We start from the raw sequence: 21,840 nt of genomic DNA, 5'->3' as shown, positions 1-21,840 counted from the left end.
CGATGGCGGCAGACGGCAAGGAAATTGAGTCGGCTTCTTCAGCCACCGGCCCTTCGCGCTGCGCGAGCCACGCCCGGGCTGGCGCTCCGCCGGAGCGGCGCGAGGACGAACCCAGCGCCTCCGCCATGCGATATCGGGGCTTGCGTTGCGCAATCCGGCACCCGGCGGGGAGACTGCAACCCGCACCATCTGTCAGCCTTCGGCCCGGATGCGGGACAACTGCATCTCGGCCCCGTACCGATCGCGCGACAGGGCCTTGCGCTCCGCGCGGTCGAGCCGCGCCAGAATGACATCGGGCGGCGCTCCCTCGGCACGCCCCATGTGCCAGATCCGACGGCACGAGACGGGCGACCACGGGAGGACCGCCTGCGCCAGCCAGGCGCGCAGCGGTGCGGGCAGGGAATCGTAGTCCCGCATCGGATCCCCCCGCCGGCGGCGTCGCGGCAGGGTGGTCGAGAGATTGCGGCTCATGTTTCCTCGCAAGGTTCATCGACGGGATCGAGGACGATCAGCAAGCGGGTTTCGCCGCTGCCCTCGATCGGCGGGGACCGGTGCACGAGGCCCGGATCGGGTCGCACCGGCCAGAGCGTGCCGCGCATCACGAAGGGCGCGCCGGTCGGCACCGTGCGAATCGCTTCCGGATCGCCCGTCCCGCCAAGGCCGTATTGCGTGCCGGTGCCGCGATAGGTGCAGACGAGTCGCGCGCTCACCCGGTCGGTGTGGAAGCGGCGGCAGGCATTGCCGTCCACGACATCGAAGCGCAGGCGCAACCAACGCGCGTCCATCACGTCCGCGAAGATGTCCGCCAGCGCCGCGACGTCGTCGATGAAGCGCCGCCGCTCCGGCCCGTCGGGGGTCGCGGCGCTCTCGCAGGCTGCCGTCGCCGCGGCCCGGACGGCGTCCGGGCGCAGCACCACGCGGGCGCGCGGGAGTTGCGCCGCGTCGAGACCGTCGAGCCAGGCCTGGAACGCGGCGAGCGGCCGGCGCTGCCAGATCACGCCGCCGACCTCCGGGGAGCGGATCAGCCACAGCCCGTCCGGCTGCGGAGTGGAGACGACTCCGTCTATCCGCGCCGGGCGAAATAAGGAATGAAGCATCATGCCGCCGCCCTCCGCCAGGCCGGGAACGGGTCGGGCAGATCGGGCAGCGCATCCGGCCCCGACGCCAGATGCTCGGGCACCAGCGCCGCGTCGAGCCGCCCCTTCAGCGCCGGCCAGTCGATGCCCGAGCCGATGAACACCAGTTCCTGCCGGCGGTCGCCCCACGGCTCCGCCCAGTGCCGGGCGAGATAGGCGCGGGCGCTGTCGTGATCGGGGCGGCGCGCCTCCGGCACCGAGACCCACCACTGCCCCAGCGGCGTGATCGACGACAGCGCCCCGGCGAGCGAGAACTCGGCCACCCAATCGGGCCGCGTGGCGATCCAGAAATGCCCCTTGGCGCGGATCACGCCGGGCATGTCGCCGTTCAGCACCTTCAGTACCTTGCCCGGATCGAAGGGCTGCCGCGCGCGGTAGACGAAGGAGGCGACGCCGTATTCCTCGGTCTCCGGCACGTGGTCGGCGAAGCCGTAAAGTTCCTTGGCCCACATCGGATGCTCGTGCGCCTTCTCGAAATCGAAGAGGCCGGTATCGAGGATCTCGCCCGGGGCGACGTCCGAATGGTCGGTCTCGATGATGCGGGCATCGGCGTTGAGGCTGCGGATGATCCGCCGCGCGGCATCGGCGCGGTCCGCTCCGGCATCGGAGACCTTGTTGAGGATCACCACGTCGGCGAACTCGATCTGGTCGGTCAGCAGGTGAACCAGCGTGCGCTCGTCCGCCTCGCCCATCGTCTCGCCCCGGTCGCTGAGATAATCGTGGCTGGCGTAATCGTTCAGCAGGTTCACCGCGTCCACGACCGTGACCATCGTGTCGAGCCGGGCGACGTCAGAGAGGCTGTCGCCAACCTCGTCGCGGAACTCGAAGGTCGCGGCCACGGGCAGCGGCTCGGAGATGCCGGTCGACTCGATCAGGAGGTAATCGAAGCGCCCCTCGGCGGCGAGCTTGCGCACCTCGTCCAGAAGATCGTCGCGCAGGGTGCAGCAGATGCAGCCGTTGGTCATCTCCACCAGCGTCTCCTCGGTCTGGCTGAGATTGGCGCCGCCGTCCCGCACGAGGTCCGCGTCGATGTTCACCTCGGACATATCGTTGACGATCACCGCGACGCGGCGGCCCTCGCGGTTGTTGAGCACGCGGTTGAGGAGCGTCGTCTTGCCGGCACCGAGAAAGCCGGACAGCACGGTGACGGGAAGGCGGGCGTCGGTCTGGGTCATGGCGATACCTGCTTGATATGTTATATCATTACGTATAACGCGGGTTCTGCCGGACGCCAACCCCCTTCGCGGACGAACGGCAGACGCAGGTCGGCTTCGCCGCCGGACCCTCGCCGGCCCATCCGCTCGGACCACCCGCGCCGGTCCCGCCCTCTACCGCGGCAACGACATATCTGGCATCGCTACATCATCGAGACACGTCGGCCGGGACGGCGCGGCGCGCTTGCACCGCCGCCTCAGACCACGCCAGACTGCGCGTTCGACGCATATCTCAGGAGGGAATCGGCAATCACCGGCAGCGAGCCCAGTTTTCGCCCACCCGGCCCCGGATGGCAGGAGGTGCCGCGCGCGCGGCTCGTCTCGGAGATGCTGGCGGCGCGGGCGCCGCGCCTGACCGTCGTCACCGCGCCGGCCGGCTTCGGCAAGACGTCGTTCGCGGGCCAGTGGTTTCGGGGACTGCGCGAGCAGTGCCGCACCGCCGCATGGCTCTCGCTGGACACCGAGCACCGGGACGCGCCTCACCTGCTACAGCACGTGATCGCGGCGCTCGATCAGGCGATGGCCGCCGAACGCCGGCCCGGCGATCTCGACACACTGTCGCTGCCGGCGCTCTTGCAGGTGCTGCGCGGGGTCGCGGGCGGCCTCGCAGACGACCTGACGCTGTTCCTGGACGACTACCACCTCGCGCAGTCCGACCCGGCCGAAGCCGCAGTGTTCAAGCTGTGCTCCGAAGCCGCCTTCGCACGGCTGCGCGTCGTGCTGATTTCGCGCGGGCGGCCGAACTTCCCGCTCGCGCGGCTGCGTCTCGACCGGGAAGTGCGCCAGATCGGCGTGGAGCGGCTGCTGTTCTCGGTCGAAGAGACACAGGCCCTGTTCGGGTCGAGCACCCGCGACACCGATTGGATCGCGGCGCTGGCGCAGCGGACCGAGGGCTGGCCGATGGCCGTGCACATGGCGCGCGTGCTGTCGGACGAGGCGCAGGCCGCGCAGGACATCTGGCACGGCTTCGCCACCTCTGACGGCGACATGGGGCGCTACCTGATCGAACAGGTGATCTCCGCCCTGCCCGCCAATGTCTGCGACTTTCTCTACGCGACGGCCGCGCTGCCGGCGGTTTCGGCCGACCTGGCCGCTGCGGTGACCGAAGATCCGGCCGCGCGAGAGACCTTCCGGACGCTGGCCGATCACGGCTTGCCGATTTCCGTGACCGACAGCGGCGGGCAATGGATCCGCTACCACCCGCTGCTGAGCGGACTTCTGAAGGAGGAGGCCCAGCGCCGAGGGCGCGAACCGGCGGGCGCGCTGACCCGCGCCGCCGCGTGGTTCCGCGATCGCGGTGAGATCAAGACCGCGGTGCGCCATGCGCTGCTGGCCGGCGACGCCGCCCTCGCCGCCCGCATGACGGAGGCCGAGGGCGGCTGGCGGCTGATCTATCTGACCGCGCGGGGCGGCATGTCCGTCTTCCGGCAATTGTCCGAGCATGTCGCGGGGATCCCGCTCGACCGGTTCCCGCTGACGACGCTCGGCCTTGCGGTGCTGTTCGCGAAACTCGGCCAGCTCCAGGCGGCGCGGCACTACCTGGGGCTGGTGACACGCACCGAGGCCGGCGATGCCGGGGTGGAGCGGCAGGGCCGGCTCGTGCACGCGCTCCTGTCGCTTTACGACGACAGCCATCTGGGCCCGGAGGAGCTGACGGGGCTGGAGCATGACCTCGCCACCGATCGCGAGCTTGGCATGGTGCACCGGGGCCTGCTGCTGAACCTTCTGTCGTTCAACTACCTCAACCAGGGCCGGTTGCAGCAATCCGTCGCCTACGGCGAGCAATCCGTGCGATGCCTGAAGGATTGCGGCGCGGAATTCGGCGCGCTGCATCTGCATATCCATATCGGTCAGGCGCAGTACCTGTCGGGCGACCCGCGAAGCGCGCAGGGCTCCTATGCCCGGCTGATCGCGGACGCGCGAACGCATCTCGGGGCGGGGTCGGACCTCGAGGCGATCGGGCAGGTCCTGCAATCCGAACTCGACGTCCAGCGCGGAGAGATCGCCGGCGTGACCGACCGGCTGGGCCCCGCTCTGGCGCATGTCGCCGACCACGACGTCTGGTTCGATATCCTCGCCGCCGGGCTGACGACGCAGCTTCGCATGGCACTGATCGAAGGGCGCTTCGCGGACGGTCACGCGGCCATCGACGAAGCGCGCGGTGCGGCGCGGCGGCGCGGCCTGCACCGGCTGCGCGCCCTGTGCGACAGCGAGCGGGTCCGTCTGATGATCTCGGAGGGCGAACTGGCGGAGGCGCAGCGTCTGGCCTCGCTGTCCGGCCTCGGCGCCGACCGGGCACACAGCCGGGCCGACAACCTGCTGTCGACGCAATTGCGCGGGGCGGTGCCCGCGCTCCTCTGGGTGCGGATCTGGCTGGCCCGCGGCGCCCCCGAACGAGCCGCGGACACGTTGTCCACGCTGACGGCAATGCAGGCCGAACGGCTGAGCACAACGCGTTTCGTCGAATTGCAGGTGCTCGCCATCCGGATCGCCGTCGCGCGCGGTGAGCCGGGCGCCGCGGCCGAACGGCTGCTCGAACTGGCGTACCGCGCACCGCTGGCGGAGTATCGCGGTTCGGTGCTGGAAGAGGGGCCCGAGGTGCTGGACACGTTCCGGACCCTCGCCGCGCAGGACGGCGTTCCCGAGAGCGCCCGGACGCGGATCGCGGAGATCGCCCCGCCCACGGGGCACGCGGTTGCGGCCGACGCGCTGACCCCGCGAGAACGCGAGATCGTCGCGCTGCTGAGCGAGGGGCGCACCAACAAGCAGATCGGCCTCGACCTCGAGATGTCCGAGAACACGGTAAAGTTCCACCTGCGTAACCTGTTCGGCAAGCTCGAGGTGACCACGCGCACCGCGGCCGTCACGGCGGCCCGTGGACGCGGACTGATCGACTGACCCACCCGATCGGGCGGGTAGCCCACCCGCACGCCCCACCCGTCCGCGCGGCTATGCGCGTTGCGCGCCGCGAGCATAGCATCCCCCGTATAGGATGCGCGGAGCGGCCGCGCCAGGACACGGAACAAGAGGTGGGGAATGGTGCTCCCGGCAGGCAGCGACGCGGTCACACGCGAGATCATCGAGGGCAAACTCCTGGCAACGGTGGACGAGATGGGCGTGGTCATGGGGCGCACCAGCATGAGTCCGGTGATCTACGAGGTGCTCGACTTCGCATGCGGCATCCTCACCCCGGAGGGCGAACTGGTGGCGCAGATGAACGGCATCACGCTGTTCACCGGCACGTTCGGTACGCAGGTGCAGGCGCTGATCGCGCGGTTCGGCGAGGACGTCGCGCCCGGCGACGTGCTGCTGACCAACGATCCCTTCGCCGGCGGCACCCATGCCTGCGACCTCGCCATCGTGCGCCCGGTCTTCCTCGGCGGACGCCTCGCCGCGTGGGCCATCAACGTCGCGCATTACCTCGACGTCGGCGGCTCCGTGCCCGGCAGCGTCGCACCCGACGCCACCTCGGTCTTCGAGGAGGGGCTGCGTCTGCCGGGCGTGAAGATCGTGCGGAACGACACGCTCTCGGCCGAGCTGGTGTCGATCATACGCGAGAACGTACGCCTGCCGGACATCGCCATGGGCGATCTCAACGCGCAACTCGCCACGGTACGGATCGCGGAGCGGCGCCTGTCCGAGATCGTTGACAAGTACGGCCACGACAGCCTGAGGGATTGCTTCACCCACCTGCTCGACACCTCCGAAGCGGAGGCGCGCGCGGTGATCGCGGCGCTGCCCGACGGCACATACCGCGCACAGGACGTGATCGACGGAGACGGCGTCAGCCCGGACCAATTCGAGGTCTGCGTCGCCGTCACCATCGCCGGCGACGCCATCGAGGCCGACTTCACCGGCTGCCCGCCGGCCTGCGCCGGGCCGATCAACTGCGCGCGGGGCGCGCTCAACTCCGCGGTCAAGACCATCGTCAAGGCGCTGGTGGCCCCGCACGCCCCGTCGAACGACGGCTGGTTCCGGCCGCTGACGGTGACGGCTCCTGACGGCACGCTCTTCACCGCGATGAAACCGGCGCCGACCGGCTGGTACTACGAAGGCTCCGTCCACGCCTCCGAACTGGTGTGGAAGGCGCTCGCCGGGCTGAAACCGGGCCGGTTCTCGGCCGGGCCGTATTCGAGCCTCTGCGCCACCTACATCTCCGGCACCGACCAGGCGGGACGTCCCTTCATCCATGTCGAGCCGCAGCACGGCGGCTGGGGCGCCACCGACGAAGGCGACGGGGCCAGCGCACTGATGGCGCTGACCAACGGCGACACCTACAACTACTCGGTGGAGGTGATCGAGGCGAAGTTTCCGCTGCGGGTCACCCGCTACGGCTTCAACACCGAGGGCGGCGCCGGGGCCGGGCGGCATCGGGGCGGCTACGGGCTGGTGCGCGACTACGAGGTTCTGGCGCCGGGCACGGTGGTCCATGGCAGCTTCGGCCGGTCGCAGACCCGGCCCTGGGGGCTGGACGGCGGGGCGCCCGGCAGCGTCAACGCGCTTATCCACGTTCCCGCCGGCGGCAAGCCGGAGCATCACAGCCGCATCGGCCACCTTGCCACGCATCCGGGCGACACGGTGCGCATCGTCACCGGCGGCGGCGGCGGCTGGGGCCCGCCCGAAGACCGCGCCCCCGAGGATGTCGCACAAGATGTGCGCGCCGGTCTCCTGACCGAGGCGGAGGCGCGCGAGATCTATGGCCATGCAGGGGAGGACGCGGCATGATCCGGCTGGCTACGGATGTGGGCGGCACCTTCACCGACCTCGTCGGCTACGACGAGCGCACCGGCGAGGTCTATACCGCCAAGGGCCTGACAACCACCGACGACCAGTCCCGGGGCGTGATGGACACCATCGAGACCGCGCAGACGCGCGACGGGCTGCGCCCGGACGAAGTGACCTTCCTGGCGCATGGCGGCACCACCGTCATCAACGCCATCACCGAACGCACCGGCGTGAAGACCGCGCTCGTTACCACGCGCGGCTTCCGCGACGTGCTGGAGATCGGGCGCGGCAACCGGCCCGATCTCTACAACCTGCGCACCCGCAGCCCGGAGGTCTTCGTCCCGCGCGAGCTGCGCTTCGAGATTGACGAGCGGATGGACGCCGCCGGCACCGTACTGCGCGCGCCGGACATGGATGGAATCGCGCCCGTGGTGGAGGCCTGCCGCGCCGCCGGGGTGGAGGCGATCGGCGTCGTCTTTTTGCATTCCTACATCAACCCGGCGCACGAACGGCAGGTGGCCGACGCGCTCGCGGCGGCGATGCCCGACGTGACCGTCTGCGCCAGCCATGAGATCTCGCGCCAGTGGCGGGAATTCGAGCGCTCCAGCACGGTGGCGCTGAACGCCTACGTGCAACCGATCCTGCGGCGGTATTTCGGCCGGCTCGAAGCCGCGCTTCAGGACCGCCAGATCGCCTGCCCCTATTACGCGATGCAGTCGAACGGCGGCATCTCCACCTTCGACCAGGCGATGGACAGCCCGCTGACGCTGGTGGAATCGGGTCCCTCGGGCGGCGTCGCCGGCGCCGTGCGCATCGGCGATCACCTCGGGGAAGAGAACGTCCTTTATCTCGACGTGGGCGGCACCACGGCCAAGTGCTCGCTGATCACCGAGGGGCGCGCGGTCCTGAACACCACCTACAGGCTGGAGCACACGCGCACCTGGCCGGGCTATCCGCTGCAATTGCCGGTCGTCGACATCGTGGAGATCGGCGCCGGCGGCGGGTCGATCGCCTCGCTCGACGCGCGCGGCGGGCTGCGCGTGGGACCGCGCAGCGCCGGGTCCGATCCCGGCCCGGCCTCCTACGGGCGCGGCGGCACCGAACCGACCGTGACCGACGCGCTGCTGACCATCGGCCTCTTCGACCCGGCAGCCTTCGCCGGCGGCAGCTTCCCTCTGGATGTGGAACTGGCCCGCGCTGCCATCGGCAGGCTCGCCGGACCGCTCGGCGTCGGCGTGGAACAGGCCGCTCTCGCGATCATCGAGATCGCCCATGCCAACATGATCAACGCGCTGAAGCTGGTCACCGTGCAGCGCGGCCACGACCCGCGCGACGCGGCCTTCGTGGTCAGCGGCGGCGCCGGTCCGGCGCTGGCCACGCGGCTGGGCCGCGATCTCGGCGTGCGGGCCATCGTGATCCCGCCGCATCCCGGCATCTTCTCGGCCTGGGGAATGCTCGCGGCGGAGCCGCGGGTGGACTTCCGCAAAACCTGGTTCGCGGACCTGTCGACCGACGCCCTTTCCCGGCTGTCGGACTCGGCCGAGGAGATGCGCACGGAGGCGCTGACCCATTTCGGACGCGGCACCGAGGCGCCGGTGAGCTGCACCTTCGCGGTCGAGGCACGCTATGCCGGGCAGGAGCACGGAGTGATGGCGCCGTGGACGCCGGGCGAGGACATCGCCACCTTCACCGACGCCTTCCACACCGCACATGAACGCGCATACACCTTCCGCCTGCCAGAGACCGGAGTGGAAATTACCGGCCTGCACCTCGAGGCGCGGCTGGCCGGCACGACCATCACCATGGCCGACATGGACCCGGCCGGGCGCGGACTGGACGACAGCCGCACCGGGCAGCGCGACGTCTGGCTCGGCGATGCCGACGGCTGGGTGCCGTGCCCCGTCCATGCCCGCGCGCGCCTGCCGCTGAACACGGCCCTGCCCGGCCCGATGATCGTCGAGGAAGACACCACGACGACCCTCGTACTGCCCGGCCAGACGGCCGAGGTCGAACGCGCCGGCAGCCTTGTCATCCGCGAGGCCGGCTGATGGCGATCGCGATCGGCATCGACGGCGTCTCGAAACGCTATGGCGACGTTCAGGCCCTGGGCCAGGTGTCGCTGGACATCCGGGCGGGCGAGTTCTTCACGCTGCTGGGATCCTCGGGCTGCGGCAAGAGCACGCTTCTGAAGCTGATCGGCGGGTTCGAGGCGCCGGATACCGGGCGGCTGACCTTCGACGGGACCGACATGGCGCGTGTGCCGGCCAGCCGGCGGCCGGTGAACACCGTCTTCCAGGACCTCGCGCTGTTTCCGCACATGAGTGTCGGCGAAAATGTCGGCTACGGTCTCAAGCTGCGTGGCACCGCCGCGACGGAGCGGCGCCGGCGCGTCGCCGACGCGCTGGAGCTGGTGGCCCTGGGCGGTTTCGAGGATCGCGACGTGTCGCTGATGTCGGGCGGCCAGCGGCAGCGCGTGGCACTGGCGCGCGCGCTCATCATGGAGCCGGGCATCCTCTTGCTGGACGAGCCGCTGACCGGTCTGGACGAACGCCTGCGCCAGCAGTTGCGAGACGAGTTCGGCCGGCTGCACAAGCGCACCGGAGCGACCTTCGTGCTCGTCACCCACAACCAGGACGAGGCGCTGACACTGTCGGACCGCATGGCGATCATGCACCAGGGACGGATCGTGCAAACCGACACGGCGGAGGGCTTCTTTTCCGCCCCCGCGAACGGGTTCGTGGCGCAGTTCCTGGGCCTCGAACCGCTGCTGGTGCCCGAGAGGGTCGAGGACGGCCGCGCCATCGTGGCGGGCCAGCCGATCCCGGTCGGCGAGGCCCGCCCCGGAGCCGCCCGCCCGGTCGTCGCGCTGCGCCCTGACCGGCTGAGGCTCGATGCCTCCGGCACGCTGGAGCTGAAGGTCGAGACCGTGCGCTTCCGCGGCCTGTCCTGCGATCTGAGGCTTTCCTTTTCCGACGGGCAGACACTGACGCTGTCGGCCCCGCCCGAGGCCCGGCACGACCACGCCGTCGGCCAGATCGTACGGATCGCGCTCGCACCCGATGCCGCCCTTCTGATTCCCCCAGACGACACCGCAACGGCGGGCGCACAGCCCGCCCCCTGAAACATCCCAAGAGCAGAACGGAGCCGAGAATGACACGACATCGCATCGCATCCCCCTCCCCCTTCGCGTCCAACATGGGGCGGCGGCGGCTTCTGCAGTTGGCCGGGGCCGGGTCGGCCGCGGCGCTGACCGGCGGGCTCGCCCTGCCCCGCGCGGCCTTTGCCCAGTCGGGCGAGGTCGCGTTCTGGGGGACCGGCACGCTCGATATCGGCGACGCCTGGTCGCGGCTCACCGAGGAAACCGGGCTGGAACTGTCCTTCACCGACAACGGCAACGACATGGGCCCGGTTGTCGCGCGGCTGGCCGCCGGCAACGCCAACGCGCTCTACGACATCGGTGGCTTCCAGGGCGGCGCGGAGAAGGAACTGTTCCGGCAGGGCAACATCGTGCCCTGGGACACCTCCAAGCTGTCGAATTTCGGCAGCCTGTGGCAATGGGCCAAGGACATCCCCTACCTGCGCGAAGGCGACGACCAGATCGGCCTGCCGACGGTCGTGAACGCCGACTCGATCATCTACCGCCGCGACAAGCTGGGCGTCGTGGACAGCTACGGCGTGATCTTCGACCCGGCGATGAAGGGCCGCGTGGCGATGGAGGATGCCTGGATCAACTCTGCCATCTTCACCGCGATGTACCTCAAGGAATCCGAAAACGCCCCTATCGAGGAGCCGGGCAACCTGACCGAGGACGAGCTGGGCCTCGTCATGGAATTCCTCATCAAGCACAAGACGGACGGCCAGTTCCGCACCTTCTGGAGCGGCTGGGAACAGGGCGTGCAGCTTGTCGCGGACGAGGAAGTGGACGCGATGACAGGCTGGGAGCCCATCGTCTACGAAGGCCGCAAGCGCGGGCTCGACGTCGCCTATGCCGAGCCGGTCGAGGGCTACGAAGGCTGGGGCAACAACACAGTGCTCCTGCGCGGTGCCGCCGACCGCGGGCTGGAGGACCAGGCCCACGCCTTCGCGGACTGGCTGATGTCGGGCTTCTACGGCGCCACCCTCGCCGCAACGCGCGGCTACGTGGTGCCGTCCGACACGACTGCCGCTTATCTCGACGCCAATCCCGATGCCTTCGACGCCGAGGAGATCATGGGCATCGTCGACCACGTGCAGAACAAGTTCAGCGGCAAGGTCTACTGGCAGAACGTGCGCCCCGACAACTTCCAGCTCTACGAGGAATGGTGGCAGCGCCTGCGCAACGCGTAAGCCGACAGTGCGGGGCCGGCACCGAAGGCCGGCTCCGCACGCAAATGCGCCGATGAGCCGCCGTGCGCCCCCGCCAAGAACCTCCAGGACCGCACCATGAAGACCATCCTCAGCCTGATGTCCCTGCCCGTCATCGCGGTCCTTGTCCTCGGGGCCGCGCCGCTCTGCGTCGTGGTTGTGTGGAGCTTCTGGACCTGGGACCCTTCGACCTACTGGATCCGCCCCGAACTCTCGCTCGCCGGTTATGCCGCGATCGGCGAGGCCGGGCGCTGGACGGTGCTTCTGGGCACGCTCTTCAAGGCGGTGCTGGCGGCGTCGTTCTGCGTGGTGCTGGCCTTTCCGCTGGCCTACGCGATCCGCTTTCTTGCCGGGCGGCGGCTGGCGCTCGTGCTCATGGCCCTGATCACCATCCCGTTCTTCACCTCCTACCTGATCCGGGCGTTTTCCTGGCGGTTGGTGCTGGGGCGCACCGGGCCGGTGAACGAGGCGCTGCAATCGCTCGGGCTGATCGCGGAGCCGCTCGACTGGCTGCTGTTCTCGGATTTCGCGATCATGGTGGGCTTCATCGCCTCCTACCTGCCATTCGCCGCCTTTCCCCTGATCCTCGCCATGCAGCGGGTGGAGCCGTCGCTTCTGAAGGCCGCGCAGGACCTCGGCGCCGGCTTCTGGCGCATCGTCGGCAGCATCGTTATCCCGCTGACCCTGTCGGGCAGTTTCGCGGGGTTCCTGTTCGTCTTCGTCATGGTCATCGGTTCGCAGACCGAGGTGCAGATGCTCGGCGGCGCGGGCGCACCCATCGTGTCGATCATGATCAACGACGTGATGCGGGTGGCGAATTTCCCGCTGGCCTTCGCGATCTCCTCGGTCGTGCTGATCTGCGTATTCGGGGTGCTGCTGGCCGGCAACCGCATCTTCGGCCTGGCCCGCCTGTTCGAGGGGATGTCGAAATGACCGCACGCTCAAACGCCGCGACCGTCTGGATTCTCGTCGCGCTGGCGGTCGCACTGATCTACGCGCCGCCGGTCTACCTGATCGCGATCTCGCTGAACCCCGCGCTGCAGCCGGGCCTGCCATCCCTCGGCGATCTGAGCCTCAAGTGGTACGTGGCGCTGGCCGGCGAAGGCGGCCTGACGCGCGCGCTGCGGGAATCGCTCCTGGTCGCGACGATCACCGCGCTGGCGGCGGTCGCGCTCGCACTTCTGGCCGCACTCGCCTACCTGGAGCTGAGACGCGGGCGCACGATCTGGTTTCTCGCCATGCTGCTGCCGCTCTTCGTGCCGGGCGTGATCCAGGGGCTCGCCCTGTCGGTGATCTTCACGCGGGCCGGCATCACGCCGTCGGCGCTGACGGTGGCGGCGGCGCACCTGCTCTGGGCGATGCCCTTCGCCTTCATCGTGATCCTGACGTCGATGACAGGACTGCGCCCATCGTGGCTGATGGCGGCGGCGGATCTCGGCGCGAACTGGTGGCAGCGCACGCGCGACATCACGCTGCCGGTGCTGACGCCCGGGCTGCTCAGCGCGCTGATCTTCGCCTTCCTGCTGTCGCTGAACGAATTCGGCCGCGCATTCTACCTCGTTGGGCGCCAGAACACCTTGCCGATCGAATTGTTCGGCCGGATGAATTCCGGCGCGGACCCCACCATCTACGCGATCTCGGGCGCGATCTTCTTCGTCAGCCTCCTCTGTGTCGGCGCCATCTTCCTGTCGGCCCGCAAGCGGACATGACCACGGCGACGCAGGCCCGGTCGACCGGGGAGGCCAATTGGCGCGGGACCTCGCCCTCGACGCAGGCTCAGGTTCCGTATTCCTCGTCCGACACCTTCTCCATCCACGTCACGGGGGAGCCGTCGATGCTTTCCTGGATTGCGATGTGGCTCATCGCGGTGTCGGGCGCGGCGCCGTGCCAATGCTTCTCGCCGGCGGGGAACCAGACGATGTCGCCCTCGCTGATCTCCTCGATCTCGCCGCCCTCGCGGGCGACACGGCCGCGGCCGAAGGTCACGATCAGGGTCTGGCCGGCGGGATGGGTGTGCCAGGCGGTGCGGGCACAGGGCTCGAACGTGACATGCGCGCCCGCGGTGCGGCCCGGCGCCTCGGCCTGAAACAGCGGGTCGATACGGACCGATCCGGTGAAATAGGCCTCGGGTCCGGGGCCCGACGGGTTCTGTCCGGCGCGTGTGATCTTCATGTCGGTCTCCTTTCCTGCGCTCGGCGCAGCTTGTCGAAACGGTAGGTCAGCGCCAACCTGCCCGGCTGCCCGTTGGTGAGGACGGCGGCGACCATGGCAAAATGGCCGGAGTGGCGCCAGTGCCGAAGCCCCAGCCTCGCGCGGTTCGAGGCCGATGTCTGCGACCAACGCGCGGGCAACCTCCTTGGCTCCGTCCTCGTGGCTACGGACCGGACACCATGCGCTGCACCGCCATCGCCCGGCGCAGCGCCGAAGCAGCCGATCTCGCGGAGGTGCGCGCCCATCTGCGGCATATCGCGGGCGAGATCGGCTTCACGCAGGAGTGCCCGCGCGTGGGGCCGCTTCCTGCCCTCCTCAGGCCGGCGGAAGAACGGGGCCGAGCGCCCCATGGTGCGGGCGCCCCTTCGCCACACCGCCGGCCCGGGACGGCCAGGGCTTGCAGTGCGCGGCATAGTCTGGGACAGACTTCCTGACTGAACTGATCGGGATTAAGCTGTCATGGCCGAAGCCGCCCAAGTCACCCCGGGCCGGATCGCCGTTCGCGGGCTGAGCGTCCGCCGCGGCGAGGTCCGGGCCCTGCGCGAGGTCGATCTGGACGTCGCGCCCGGCGCGATGACGGCTCTCGTGGGGCGCAACGGCTGTGGCAAGTCCACCCTCCTGAAGACCATCGCGCGCATCCTGCGCCCGGATGCCGGGCGGGTGGAGATCGGCGGCGCGTCGCTCGACGATCTGTCGCCCCGTGCGGCCGCGCAGCGCATGGCGCTTCTGCCGCAATCGCCGATCCTGCCCGAGGGCATGCGCGTGCGCGATCTCGTGGCGCAGGGCCGGCACCCGCATCGCGGGCTGGTCCGGCACTGGTCGCCCGAGGACGACGCGATCATCGCCCGCGCCATGGAGGCGACCGATGTCGCGCAATTCGCCGGCCGGCCGCTGGAGTCGCTCTCGGGCGGGCAGCGCCAGCGCTGCTGGATCGCGATGACGCTGGCGCAGGAAACGCCGATCCTGCTTCTGGACGAGCCGACCACCTATCTCGACCTCTCGGTGCAGCTGGAGATCATGGGGCTCCTGGCCCGCCTCGCGCGCGAAGGCCGCACGATCCTCGTGGTGCTGCACGAGCTGAACCTCGCCGCGGCATTCGCCGACCGCATCGTGATGATGCGGGAGGGTCGCATCGACGCGGCGGGCACGCCCGAGGAGGTGATGACGGCGCCGGTGCTCGCGCGGGTCTTCGGCCTCGATGCGCGGGTGATCGCGGACCCCGAGACCGGCCGCCCGGTCTGCCTGCCGCGGACCGCGGCATGAGCGTGCGCGCGCTGATCCCGCCTGCGGCGCTCGGCCTTCTGCTGCTGTCCGCGCTCGTCTGGCATCTCGGCACGGGCGCGCACTCGGTGCCGCCCGGCGCCGTCGTCACGGCGCTCCTGGGCGGCGGCGACAGCTACGACGCCGCCGTGATCGCCGAGATCCGGCTGCCGCGGGCGCTGGGCGCCATGCTGGCCGGTGCCGCGTTGTCGGCGGCGGGCGCCCTGATGCAGGGCGCGACGCGCAATCCGCTGGCCGAGCCGGGACTCTTCGGCCTCTTGGCCGGCGCGGCGCTGGCGGTCGTGGCGGGACAGAGCGTCTTCGGCCTGACCGCGCCGCCGCTCCTGCCGGTCCTGGCAGCGGTCGGCGCGCTGGCCGGCGCGCTGATGGTCTGGGGCGTGACCGCCGCTGCCGGCGGCGGCACGGGGATGCTGACGCCCGTCCTCGCCGGCGCGGCGGTCACGGCCTTCCTCGCCGCGCTGACCACGCTTCTGAACCTGATTGACGAGCGCAGTTTCGAGGATCTGCGCGTCTGGCTCTCGGGCTCGCTGGCCGGGCTGCGCCTGCCGGTGGTGACGCTGGTGGCCCCCTGGGCGCTGGCCGGCCTCGCCGCGGCGCTCGTGCTCGCGCCGAAGCTGACGGTGCTGTCGCTCGGCGACGAGGCGGCGCATGCGCTGGGGGTGGCGGTCGGGCGCATCCGGGCGCTCACGCTGATCGCCGTCGTGGTGCTGACGGCGAGTGCAGTCGCCCTTGCCGGGCCGCTGGCCTTCGTCGGCCTGACCGTGCCACATGCGGCGCGGCTGATCTTCGGCACCGGCTACGCGCGGCTCGTGCCGGCGAGCATCGCGCTCGGCGCGGTGTACCTTCTGGCGGCCGACACGGCGGGCCGCACAGTGATCGCCCCCGCCGAGGTCTCCACGGGGATCCTGACGGCGCTCGTCGGCGCCCCGGTCTTCGTCCTGCTGCTGCGGGTGCGGGCATGACGGTGCTGCGGTTCTCCTGCCTCGACCGGCGCGTGGCGCTCGAGATCCCGGCGCGCGGCGCGGCCGCCCTCGCCGCGCTCGGCGCCGCGATCCTCGCGCTGCTGCTCGCCAGCCTCTCCTTCGGCAGCGCCGCCGTGGGGCTGACCGAGGCGCTCTCCGCCCTCTTCGGGGCGGCATCCGAGCGGGCGGACCTCGTCGCGACGGAGTTCCGCCTGCCCCGCGTGCTCACCGCCCTGATGGCCGGCGGGCTCCTTGCGCTGTCGGGCGCGCTTCTGCAGGGCTCGACGCTGAACCCGCTGGCAGATCCGGCGCTGGTGGGTGTCAGCCAGGGCGCCGGCCTCGCCGTCATCTCGCTCACCGTGCTGCTGCCGGCGGCGCCCGATGCCTGGCGCGCACCGGCCGCGTTCGGCGGCGGGCTGGCCGTGGCTGCCGCGATCCTGCTGATCACCGGCGCCCGCGCCGGCGGGGCGCAGACGCGGTTCCTGCTGACCGGGGTCGGGCTTGCCGCGTTCCTGACCGCGATGACCACGGCGCTGCTGACCTACGGACAGATCTCGGAGGCGCACGAGGCGCTCGGCTGGCTCGCCGGGTCGGTGCGGTCCGCCGGGTGGGACGAGGTGCGCCTGTGCGCGCTGGCCACCGGCGCGGCGGTCCTCGTCGCGATCCCGGCGGCGCGGCCGCTGGCGGCGCTGCGGCTGGGGGACGATCTCGCCGCGAGCCTGGGGCACCGGGTGGCGCACGCGCGAACCGCGCTGCTGATCGCCTCGGTCGGGCTTGCCGCCGCCTCGGTGTCGGTGGTCGGGCCGGTCACCTTCGTCGGACTGCTCGGGCCCCATGCCGCGCGCCGGCTGGCCCGCTCGGGGCCGGGCCTGCACCTCGCGCTGTCCTGGTCCGTGGGCGCCTGCCTTACCGCGGCGGCGGACCTGGCCGGGCGCACCGCGTTCGGCCCGGTCCAGATCCCCGCGGGCCTTGTCACCGCGCTCGTCGGAGCGCCCTGCTTCGCACTTCTTATGATCGGATCCCACCGCACGGAGGCCGCATGATCCGCCCTGCCCTTGCCGCAACCCTGACGCTCGCCGCCATTCCGGCCTGGGCGCAGGACTTCCCCCTGACGATCCCGCACAAGTTCGGCGAGGCCGTCATCGAGGCCGAACCCGAGCGGGTCGCGACCCTCGATTTCTCGGGGGCCGACGACCTGCTCGCGCTCGGTATCCAGCCGGTCGCGTTACGCTACTGGTACGGCGACTTCGATGGGCCGCTCTGGCCCTGGGCCGCGCCCGAGCTGACCGCCGAGCCGGCCGTGCTGCGCGGAGAGATCGACTACGAGAAGGTCGCCGCCTCGAACCCCGACGTGATCCTCGCGCTCTGGTCGGGGATCACCGAGGCGGATTACGAACACCTGAGCCGAATCGCGCCGGTCGTCGCGGTCCCGGAGGGTATCGGCGATTACGAACTGCCATGGGACGACCGGGCGCGCATCGCCGGCCGCGCGGTCGGGCGCGAGGACGCCGCCGAGGACAGGATCGCGGCGATCGACACGCGCCTCGACGATATCGCCGAAGCCCATCCGGACTGGGACGGCAAGACCGCCAGCGTCGCCTACGCCATGTCCGGCACGCCCGGCGCCTACACCTCCGCCGACATCCGGCCGAAACTGCTGTCGCGCCTGGGGTTCGAGACGCCGGACGCGATCGACGCGGCCTCCGGCCCGGGCAACCCCTTTGCCGTGACACTGAGCGAGGAGGCCCTTGCGACCATCGACGCCGACGTGATCCTGTGGATTTCGACCGACGGCGACCATGCGCCGATCGAGGCGCTCGTCACGCGCCGGTTCCTGTCGGCCACAAAGGGCGGCCACGAGGTGTTCGCAGGCGAGCTTCTGGGCAGCGCGCTTTCGCATGCCTCGCTGCTCAGCCTGCCATACGCGCTCGACACGCTGGTGCCGGCGCTGGAAGAGGCGCTGGCCGGCAACGGCCCGGTCGAGACCGAGTGAGCGTCGCCTTCACCCTCGCCACCGTCGCGCCGGTCGTGGAGGACCTTCTGGCGCTGAACGCGCGCGTCCTGCCGGGCATGTCGAACCGCGACCATGCCGCCTGGGTGATGAACGTGCTGGCCCATATCGCCGGGCCGGTACTCGCTCGCCACGATCGCGAAGGGCGTTCGCTGGCCGGGGTCGACGGCGGGGACATCGCCCTGACCGCACGCATCGCGCCCGAGGGCTACATCACCTTCGACGTCGCCGCGACCGCACCGCCGGTCACGTCACCGGCCAGCGCCCCGGCGGCCAGCATCGCGGTGGCGCGGCTCTTTGCCCCGTCGGTCAACGCGCTGGCCTATGCCGGGCCGCTGGCGCCCCGCGCGCTCTGGCGCATCGCGGGCGACGGCCTGGCCTACGGCTGGGTGCAGGCGGGCGACCCGGCCCGCGCCGAAGAGATCCTCTGCCGCTACGGCGCCCCCTTCGCCAACCGTCAGCTTGCGCTGGCAGAGGATCGCGTCGCGCGGCGCGGCGGCTGCTGCCGTTACCTGTCGGTCTCCGGCACGGCCTGCCCGACCTGCCCGCTCAACAAGGCGGCGGCCTGAAACGACATCCTGAAAACAGCGGGGCGCCCCCGAAGGCGCGCCCCTTCACACTTCCTGCCCGGCCGTGCTTCAGAACGACCGGGTGACGCCGAGGCTGACGACGCGGCCCTCGCCCTGCCAGCAGGACGACGTGCCGAAGGAGGTCTGGCAACTCGCGGTGTAGCGTTCGTCCGACAGGTTCGTGACGTTGAGGTCGGCCGTCCAGTTCTCCGCGAAGTCCCAGGTCGCGCCGGCGTCGAACAGCCACGCGCCGTCGACGTCCAGCGTGTTGGCGTTGTCGGCATGGCTGTCGCCCCGGTAGCGGGCGCCGAGCCGCAGCTCGAGCTCGGGCGCCGCCAGCGGCGTGTAGGCCATCTGCAGCGATCCGAATTGTTCGACCACCGATTGCGGGGTGTTGCCCTCGAAGGAGCGGTCGTCCTCGAACTCCGTGATCTCGACGTCGAGGTTTGTGTAGGCCGCGCTCAGCCGCAGCGCCTCTGTGGCCTGCCAGTCGGCCTCGAGCTCCACCCCGCGCGAGCGCACCTCGCCCAGCGTGCGGCTGTCGAACGTGCCGCCGTTGACGAAGGCCTGCGAGACGTTCTCGCGCCGGAGGTCGAAGGCCGAGAGCGTCACCAGCGAGGATGCGTTCGGCTGCCACTTCACGCCGACCTCGACCTGGCGCCCTTCCTCGGGCTCGGCATCGCTGGAGGCGGCATCGAGCGCCTGCGGATTGAAATAGGTGCCAACGGTCGCATAGGGCGTCACGCTGCCGAACTGACGCGCCAGGGCCAGCCGCCAAGTGAAGGCGTCATCCTCGCGGTCGAGATCCTCACCGATGTCGTTGTCGAAGGACGACCACACCTTGTCGTAGCGCGCGTTCACGGTGGCGATCCAGCCGCCGCCCCAGCGGATCTGGTCTTGCGCGTAGAGGCCGATCTGGTCCTGCACGCGGACGCCGTCGATATAGGGCGCGCCCACCTGCGGCTGGTCGGCACCGTAATCGGGATCGTCCGGGTCGAGCGGCGTGCCCATGGCGAAGGACTGCGCCTCGTCCAGCCGGTAACGGCGCATGTCGAGCCCGACGAGCAGATCGTGCGTGGCGCCGCCCGCCGCCACCTCGCGGGTGAAGCGCAGGTCGTTCTGCGCGATGGTGGCATAGCTGTCATGGGCGAAGACGAAGCGGTTCACGCCCGCGCCCGCCTCGGGGTCCTGTCCGCTGGTGAAGCCGTTGGGGTAGACGTAAAGCTCCTCGAGGTCGGCATAGCCGAGCCGGAACGTGTCGGTCATCTCCCACCCCGCGATATCGCGGCGATAGATGCCCGTGGCGATCAGCTGTTCGCGGTCGTACTCGTCCGAATCGGGGTCGCCGCCGTTGTAGTACTCGTCGAAATAGCCGAAGGGACCTTTCTTCTCGGTCCCGTAATAGGGCAGGAACTGGCCGCCGACATGGTCCTCGTCCATGTCGGTGTAGCTCAGGTGCAGCGTCAGCTTGCTGCCGTCGGAAAAGGCTTTCGTGGCGCCGCCGTAGATCACGCCCTCCCGCCCCGGATCGAACATGCCGTGCCCGTCCTGACGCTGCAGCTTGGCGCCGAAACGGTAGGACAGGTCATCGCCGACGCGGCCCGCCGCCTCGCCCTGCAGCCAGGCGCGCCCCTCGCTGTCCGCGCCGAAGGTGAGCGAGCGCCCGGTCGTGCCGTCCGGCAGCTTGGAGACGTAGTTGACCACGCCGCCGGGGCTGGATGCACCATAAAGCATTGACGACGGCCCCTTCAGCACCTCGACCCGGTCGAGCAGGAACGGATCGACGTAGAAGGTGCCGAAGCCGTAGGAAAACAGCGACAGCCCGTCCATGAACGCGCCGGTATCCGACGAATTGAAGCCGCGGATGTAGAACCAGTTGGTGTCGCTGTCATAGCCGTAGAGCTGCGATTGCACGCCCGACACGTCGCGCAGGACCTGGTCGACCTTGCTCGGCGTCTCGCGGTCGAAAGCCTCGCGCCCTACGACGCTGACCGATTGCGGCACCTCTGTGACCTCGGTTGCGGTCTTCATGCCCGACAGCGTGTCGGGGTTGACCGCGTCGCCCACCGGGTTTGCGCCCTGGACCTCGAACGTGATCTGGCCGAGATCGACCGCCCCGTCCTGCGCCGCGGCCGGCAGGGCAAGGCCCCCCGCCAGGATCGTGGTTGTGGCGAGCGCGGCGCGTGCGACTGTCCTGCGGTGTGTCATCGCTGTCCCTTTTCGACATGGGTATCGGCCGCTCTGGCGCTACTGCGCGGCGGCTTTGACCGCGACAGCTACCGCGCGGCATCGCCCCTGTCTTGATCGAAACTGTCGGGAATTGTGCGATCCTGCTGTGCACCCTGCCGGTGCTGCGCGCGGCGCCAGGCGCCGGGGGTCTGGCCGATGACGGCGCCGAAGGCGCGCGTCAGGTGCGCCTGGTCGGCAAAGCCGACCTCCGCGGCGATGTCCGCGATGCTGCGCGCGGGATCCCGCAGGAGGCGCTGCGCCGAGGCGACCCGCAGCGTCTGCAACGCGCGGTGCGGGCTCTGGCCGCGGCTTTCGCGAAAGGCATGGGCAAAGCGGCTCTCGGACAACCCGACGCTTGCTGCCATCTCGGAGACCGGCAGGCGGCGGCGCATCTGGGACAGCATCAGCGCATCGACCCTGGCCAGCTGGCGCGGCGTCAGCCCGCCGCGGGCGGGAAGCGGTACGGCCCGCCCGGCCCCGGCTAGGACCTTGCCGGCCAGCGCCGTGCCGAGAGAATCCTGCACGAGCGCCGATCCGGCGCCGCCGTCCAGTTCCCCCGCCAGCAGCCGCGCGATCGCCGCCACGTCCGGCGCCTCTGGCAGCGCGATGGGCCGCGCCATCAGCGCCGCCGCGTCGAGCCCGGCCGCATCGAGCCGGTGGTGCAGGCTGGCCGCGTCGAAATGCAGGTCGAGATGGGTCAGGTGCCCGCCGCGCGAGAACCGCGAGCGCACGGCGAGGCCCGCCGGGACATAGGCCACGCGCACCGGCGCCGCGATGTCGAACCCCGGTCCGCTCAGCCGCAGCGGACTCTCGCCCTCGTCCAGCACCACGACGAATCGCGGATCGCGGGCGGTATAGGCGCCATGCCCGTCGCGGCCGACCTCCACCCGCCACAGATCGGCGACCGCACCATGCCAGAACCCGCAGACAAGCGGCGCGGCCGGCCGGATGCCAGACAGGAAAGAGGTCACATCGGGGCGGAAACTCATCGAGCGGACATTCCCGAATGTTTAAGTCAGGATTACCTATCACAGAGCAACGCCGCAGACTCAACCGCGAATGCGAGAGCGAGCTCCTCGCGCGGGCCCATCCTGACGAAATTGATCGGCTATTGCCCTCCGGCGGAAAACATGCTCCCTCTGAGCGCAAAGTCGCATG

Annotated in this window: 18 protein-coding genes; 12 read left to right on the top strand and 6 right to left on the bottom strand. The window is 70.5% G+C overall.

Features of this window, described 5'->3' with window-relative positions; all coding sequences use genetic code 11:
• Positions 1-192: 192 nt before the first annotated feature.
• Genes F3H57_RS05830 through F3H57_RS05820 form a run of 3 tightly spaced genes read right to left on the bottom strand, consistent with a single transcriptional unit; the run spans position 193 to position 2,311 of the window.
• Positions 193-471, bottom strand: a complete 279-nt coding sequence (locus tag F3H57_RS05830) for a DUF6525 family protein (protein ID WP_149754965.1) — start codon at positions 469-471, stop codon at positions 193-195.
• Entirely contained in the window at positions 468-1,100 is a 633-nt protein-coding gene (locus tag F3H57_RS05825) for a DUF1826 domain-containing protein (protein ID WP_149754964.1), read from the bottom strand. The genes F3H57_RS05830 and F3H57_RS05825 overlap by 4 nt, the downstream gene beginning before the upstream one ends.
• The gene (locus F3H57_RS05820) at positions 1,097-2,311 is read right to left on the bottom strand and encodes a GTP-binding protein (RefSeq protein WP_149754963.1); all 1,215 of its coding nucleotides are present in this window, start codon (positions 2,309-2,311) and stop codon (positions 1,097-1,099) included. Before F3H57_RS05820 ends, F3H57_RS05825 begins: the two co-directional genes overlap by 4 nt.
• A 339-nt stretch (positions 2,312-2,650) precedes the next feature.
• Here F3H57_RS05820 and F3H57_RS05815 point away from each other — a divergent pair, with 339 nt between their 5' ends.
• The 7 genes from F3H57_RS05815 to F3H57_RS05785 all read left to right on the top strand — a co-directional run bounded on the left by F3H57_RS05815 (position 2,651) and on the right by F3H57_RS05785 (position 13,128).
• Positions 2,651-5,248, top strand: coding sequence for a helix-turn-helix transcriptional regulator (locus tag F3H57_RS05815; protein WP_149754962.1), 2,598 nt, complete (start codon positions 2,651-2,653; stop codon positions 5,246-5,248).
• Positions 5,249-5,386: 138 nt separating this feature from the next.
• Positions 5,387-7,075, top strand: coding sequence for a hydantoinase B/oxoprolinase family protein (locus F3H57_RS05810; RefSeq protein WP_149754961.1), 1,689 nt, complete (start codon positions 5,387-5,389; stop codon positions 7,073-7,075).
• Positions 7,072-9,123, top strand: coding sequence for a hydantoinase/oxoprolinase family protein (locus tag F3H57_RS05805; protein WP_149754960.1), 2,052 nt, complete (start codon positions 7,072-7,074; stop codon positions 9,121-9,123). The genes F3H57_RS05810 and F3H57_RS05805 overlap by 4 nt, the downstream gene beginning before the upstream one ends.
• Positions 9,123-10,196 (top strand): ABC transporter ATP-binding protein, encoded by a 1,074-nt coding sequence (locus tag F3H57_RS05800; protein WP_149754959.1) that lies wholly within the window; start codon positions 9,123-9,125, stop codon positions 10,194-10,196. Before F3H57_RS05805 ends, F3H57_RS05800 begins: the two co-directional genes overlap by 1 nt.
• Before the next feature lie 29 nt (positions 10,197-10,225).
• Complete coding sequence (locus tag F3H57_RS05795) at positions 10,226-11,401, top strand: ABC transporter substrate-binding protein (RefSeq protein WP_149754958.1); 1,176 nt, start codon at positions 10,226-10,228, stop codon at positions 11,399-11,401.
• A 96-nt stretch (positions 11,402-11,497) separates the two neighbouring features.
• A complete protein-coding gene (locus F3H57_RS05790) occupies positions 11,498-12,352 on the top strand; it encodes an ABC transporter permease (RefSeq protein ID WP_149754957.1) in 855 nt (284 codons plus the stop codon).
• The gene (locus tag F3H57_RS05785; protein ID WP_149754956.1) at positions 12,349-13,128 is read left to right on the top strand and encodes an ABC transporter permease; all 780 of its coding nucleotides are present in this window, start codon (positions 12,349-12,351) and stop codon (positions 13,126-13,128) included. Before F3H57_RS05790 ends, F3H57_RS05785 begins: the two co-directional genes overlap by 4 nt.
• A gap of 67 nt (positions 13,129-13,195) precedes the next feature.
• On the opposite strand, the gene F3H57_RS05780 is transcribed toward F3H57_RS05785, so the two are convergent.
• The gene (locus F3H57_RS05780; RefSeq protein ID WP_149754955.1) at positions 13,196-13,591 is read right to left on the bottom strand and encodes a (R)-mandelonitrile lyase; all 396 of its coding nucleotides are present in this window, start codon (positions 13,589-13,591) and stop codon (positions 13,196-13,198) included.
• A gap of 498 nt (positions 13,592-14,089) precedes the next feature.
• On the opposite strand from F3H57_RS05780, the gene F3H57_RS05775 reads away from it, so the two are divergent.
• The 5 genes from F3H57_RS05775 to F3H57_RS05755 are packed head-to-tail and all read left to right on the top strand — an operon-like array spanning position 14,090 to position 18,453.
• Positions 14,090-14,893 (top strand): ABC transporter ATP-binding protein, encoded by an 804-nt coding sequence (locus F3H57_RS05775; protein ID WP_149754954.1) that lies wholly within the window; start codon positions 14,090-14,092, stop codon positions 14,891-14,893.
• Positions 14,890-15,873: a FecCD family ABC transporter permease gene (locus F3H57_RS05770; protein ID WP_149754953.1), complete on the top strand. Its 984-nt coding sequence runs from the start codon at positions 14,890-14,892 to the stop codon at positions 15,871-15,873. The genes F3H57_RS05775 and F3H57_RS05770 overlap by 4 nt, the downstream gene beginning before the upstream one ends.
• Complete coding sequence (locus tag F3H57_RS05765) at positions 15,870-16,916, top strand: FecCD family ABC transporter permease (RefSeq protein WP_149754952.1); 1,047 nt, start codon at positions 15,870-15,872, stop codon at positions 16,914-16,916. Before F3H57_RS05770 ends, F3H57_RS05765 begins: the two co-directional genes overlap by 4 nt.
• On the top strand, positions 16,913-17,866 hold the full coding sequence (locus F3H57_RS05760) for an ABC transporter substrate-binding protein (RefSeq protein WP_149754951.1): 954 nt from the start codon (positions 16,913-16,915) through the stop codon (positions 17,864-17,866). The genes F3H57_RS05765 and F3H57_RS05760 overlap by 4 nt, the downstream gene beginning before the upstream one ends.
• On the top strand, positions 17,863-18,453 hold the full coding sequence (locus tag F3H57_RS05755; protein WP_149754950.1) for a hypothetical protein: 591 nt from the start codon (positions 17,863-17,865) through the stop codon (positions 18,451-18,453). Before F3H57_RS05760 ends, F3H57_RS05755 begins: the two co-directional genes overlap by 4 nt.
• A 69-nt stretch (positions 18,454-18,522) precedes the next feature.
• On the opposite strand, the gene F3H57_RS05750 is transcribed toward F3H57_RS05755, so the two are convergent.
• On the bottom strand, positions 18,523-20,661 hold the full coding sequence (locus tag F3H57_RS05750; protein ID WP_149754949.1) for a TonB-dependent siderophore receptor: 2,139 nt from the start codon (positions 20,659-20,661) through the stop codon (positions 18,523-18,525).
• 68 nt (positions 20,662-20,729) lie between these two features.
• The gene (locus F3H57_RS05745; protein ID WP_149754948.1) at positions 20,730-21,671 is read right to left on the bottom strand and encodes a helix-turn-helix domain-containing protein; all 942 of its coding nucleotides are present in this window, start codon (positions 21,669-21,671) and stop codon (positions 20,730-20,732) included.
• Positions 21,672-21,840: the final 169 nt, after the last annotated feature.

Origin of the sequence: Roseivivax sediminis (assembly GCF_900112685.1) — a bacterium.
Taxonomy (GTDB): Bacteria; Pseudomonadota; Alphaproteobacteria; order Rhodobacterales; family Rhodobacteraceae; genus Roseivivax; species Roseivivax sediminis.
The sequence above is the reverse complement of the archived record's forward strand: the minus strand, read 5'-3'. Positions and strand labels throughout refer to the sequence as shown.

What these genes read in the sequence shown, in the direction of transcription:
- F3H57_RS05780 (WP_149754955.1), bottom strand. Translation starts at nt 13,591, where the DNA reads ATGAAGATCACACGCGCCGGACAGAACCCGTCGGGCCCCGGACCCGAG.
- F3H57_RS05750 (WP_149754949.1), bottom strand. Translation starts at nt 20,661, where the DNA reads ATGACACACCGCAGGACAGTCGCACGCGCCGCGCTCGCCACAACCACG.
- F3H57_RS05775 (WP_149754954.1), top strand. Translation starts at nt 14,090, where the DNA reads ATGGCCGAAGCCGCCCAAGTCACCCCGGGCCGGATCGCCGTTCGCGGG.
- F3H57_RS05770 (WP_149754953.1), top strand. Translation starts at nt 14,890, where the DNA reads ATGAGCGTGCGCGCGCTGATCCCGCCTGCGGCGCTCGGCCTTCTGCTG.
- F3H57_RS05795 (WP_149754958.1), top strand. Translation starts at nt 10,226, where the DNA reads ATGACACGACATCGCATCGCATCCCCCTCCCCCTTCGCGTCCAACATG.
- F3H57_RS05790 (WP_149754957.1), top strand. Translation starts at nt 11,498, where the DNA reads ATGAAGACCATCCTCAGCCTGATGTCCCTGCCCGTCATCGCGGTCCTT.
- F3H57_RS05820 (WP_149754963.1), bottom strand. Translation starts at nt 2,311, where the DNA reads ATGACCCAGACCGACGCCCGCCTTCCCGTCACCGTGCTGTCCGGCTTT.
- F3H57_RS05830 (WP_149754965.1), bottom strand. Translation starts at nt 471, where the DNA reads ATGAGCCGCAATCTCTCGACCACCCTGCCGCGACGCCGCCGGCGGGGG.
- F3H57_RS05825 (WP_149754964.1), bottom strand. Translation starts at nt 1,100, where the DNA reads ATGATGCTTCATTCCTTATTTCGCCCGGCGCGGATAGACGGAGTCGTC.
- F3H57_RS05805 (WP_149754960.1), top strand. Translation starts at nt 7,072, where the DNA reads ATGATCCGGCTGGCTACGGATGTGGGCGGCACCTTCACCGACCTCGTC.
- F3H57_RS05760 (WP_149754951.1), top strand. Translation starts at nt 16,913, where the DNA reads ATGATCCGCCCTGCCCTTGCCGCAACCCTGACGCTCGCCGCCATTCCG.
- F3H57_RS05800 (WP_149754959.1), top strand. Translation starts at nt 9,123, where the DNA reads ATGGCGATCGCGATCGGCATCGACGGCGTCTCGAAACGCTATGGCGAC.
- F3H57_RS05745 (WP_149754948.1), bottom strand. Translation starts at nt 21,671, where the DNA reads ATGAGTTTCCGCCCCGATGTGACCTCTTTCCTGTCTGGCATCCGGCCG.
- F3H57_RS05810 (WP_149754961.1), top strand. Translation starts at nt 5,387, where the DNA reads ATGGTGCTCCCGGCAGGCAGCGACGCGGTCACACGCGAGATCATCGAG.
- F3H57_RS05785 (WP_149754956.1), top strand. Translation starts at nt 12,349, where the DNA reads ATGACCGCACGCTCAAACGCCGCGACCGTCTGGATTCTCGTCGCGCTG.
- F3H57_RS05765 (WP_149754952.1), top strand. Translation starts at nt 15,870, where the DNA reads ATGACGGTGCTGCGGTTCTCCTGCCTCGACCGGCGCGTGGCGCTCGAG.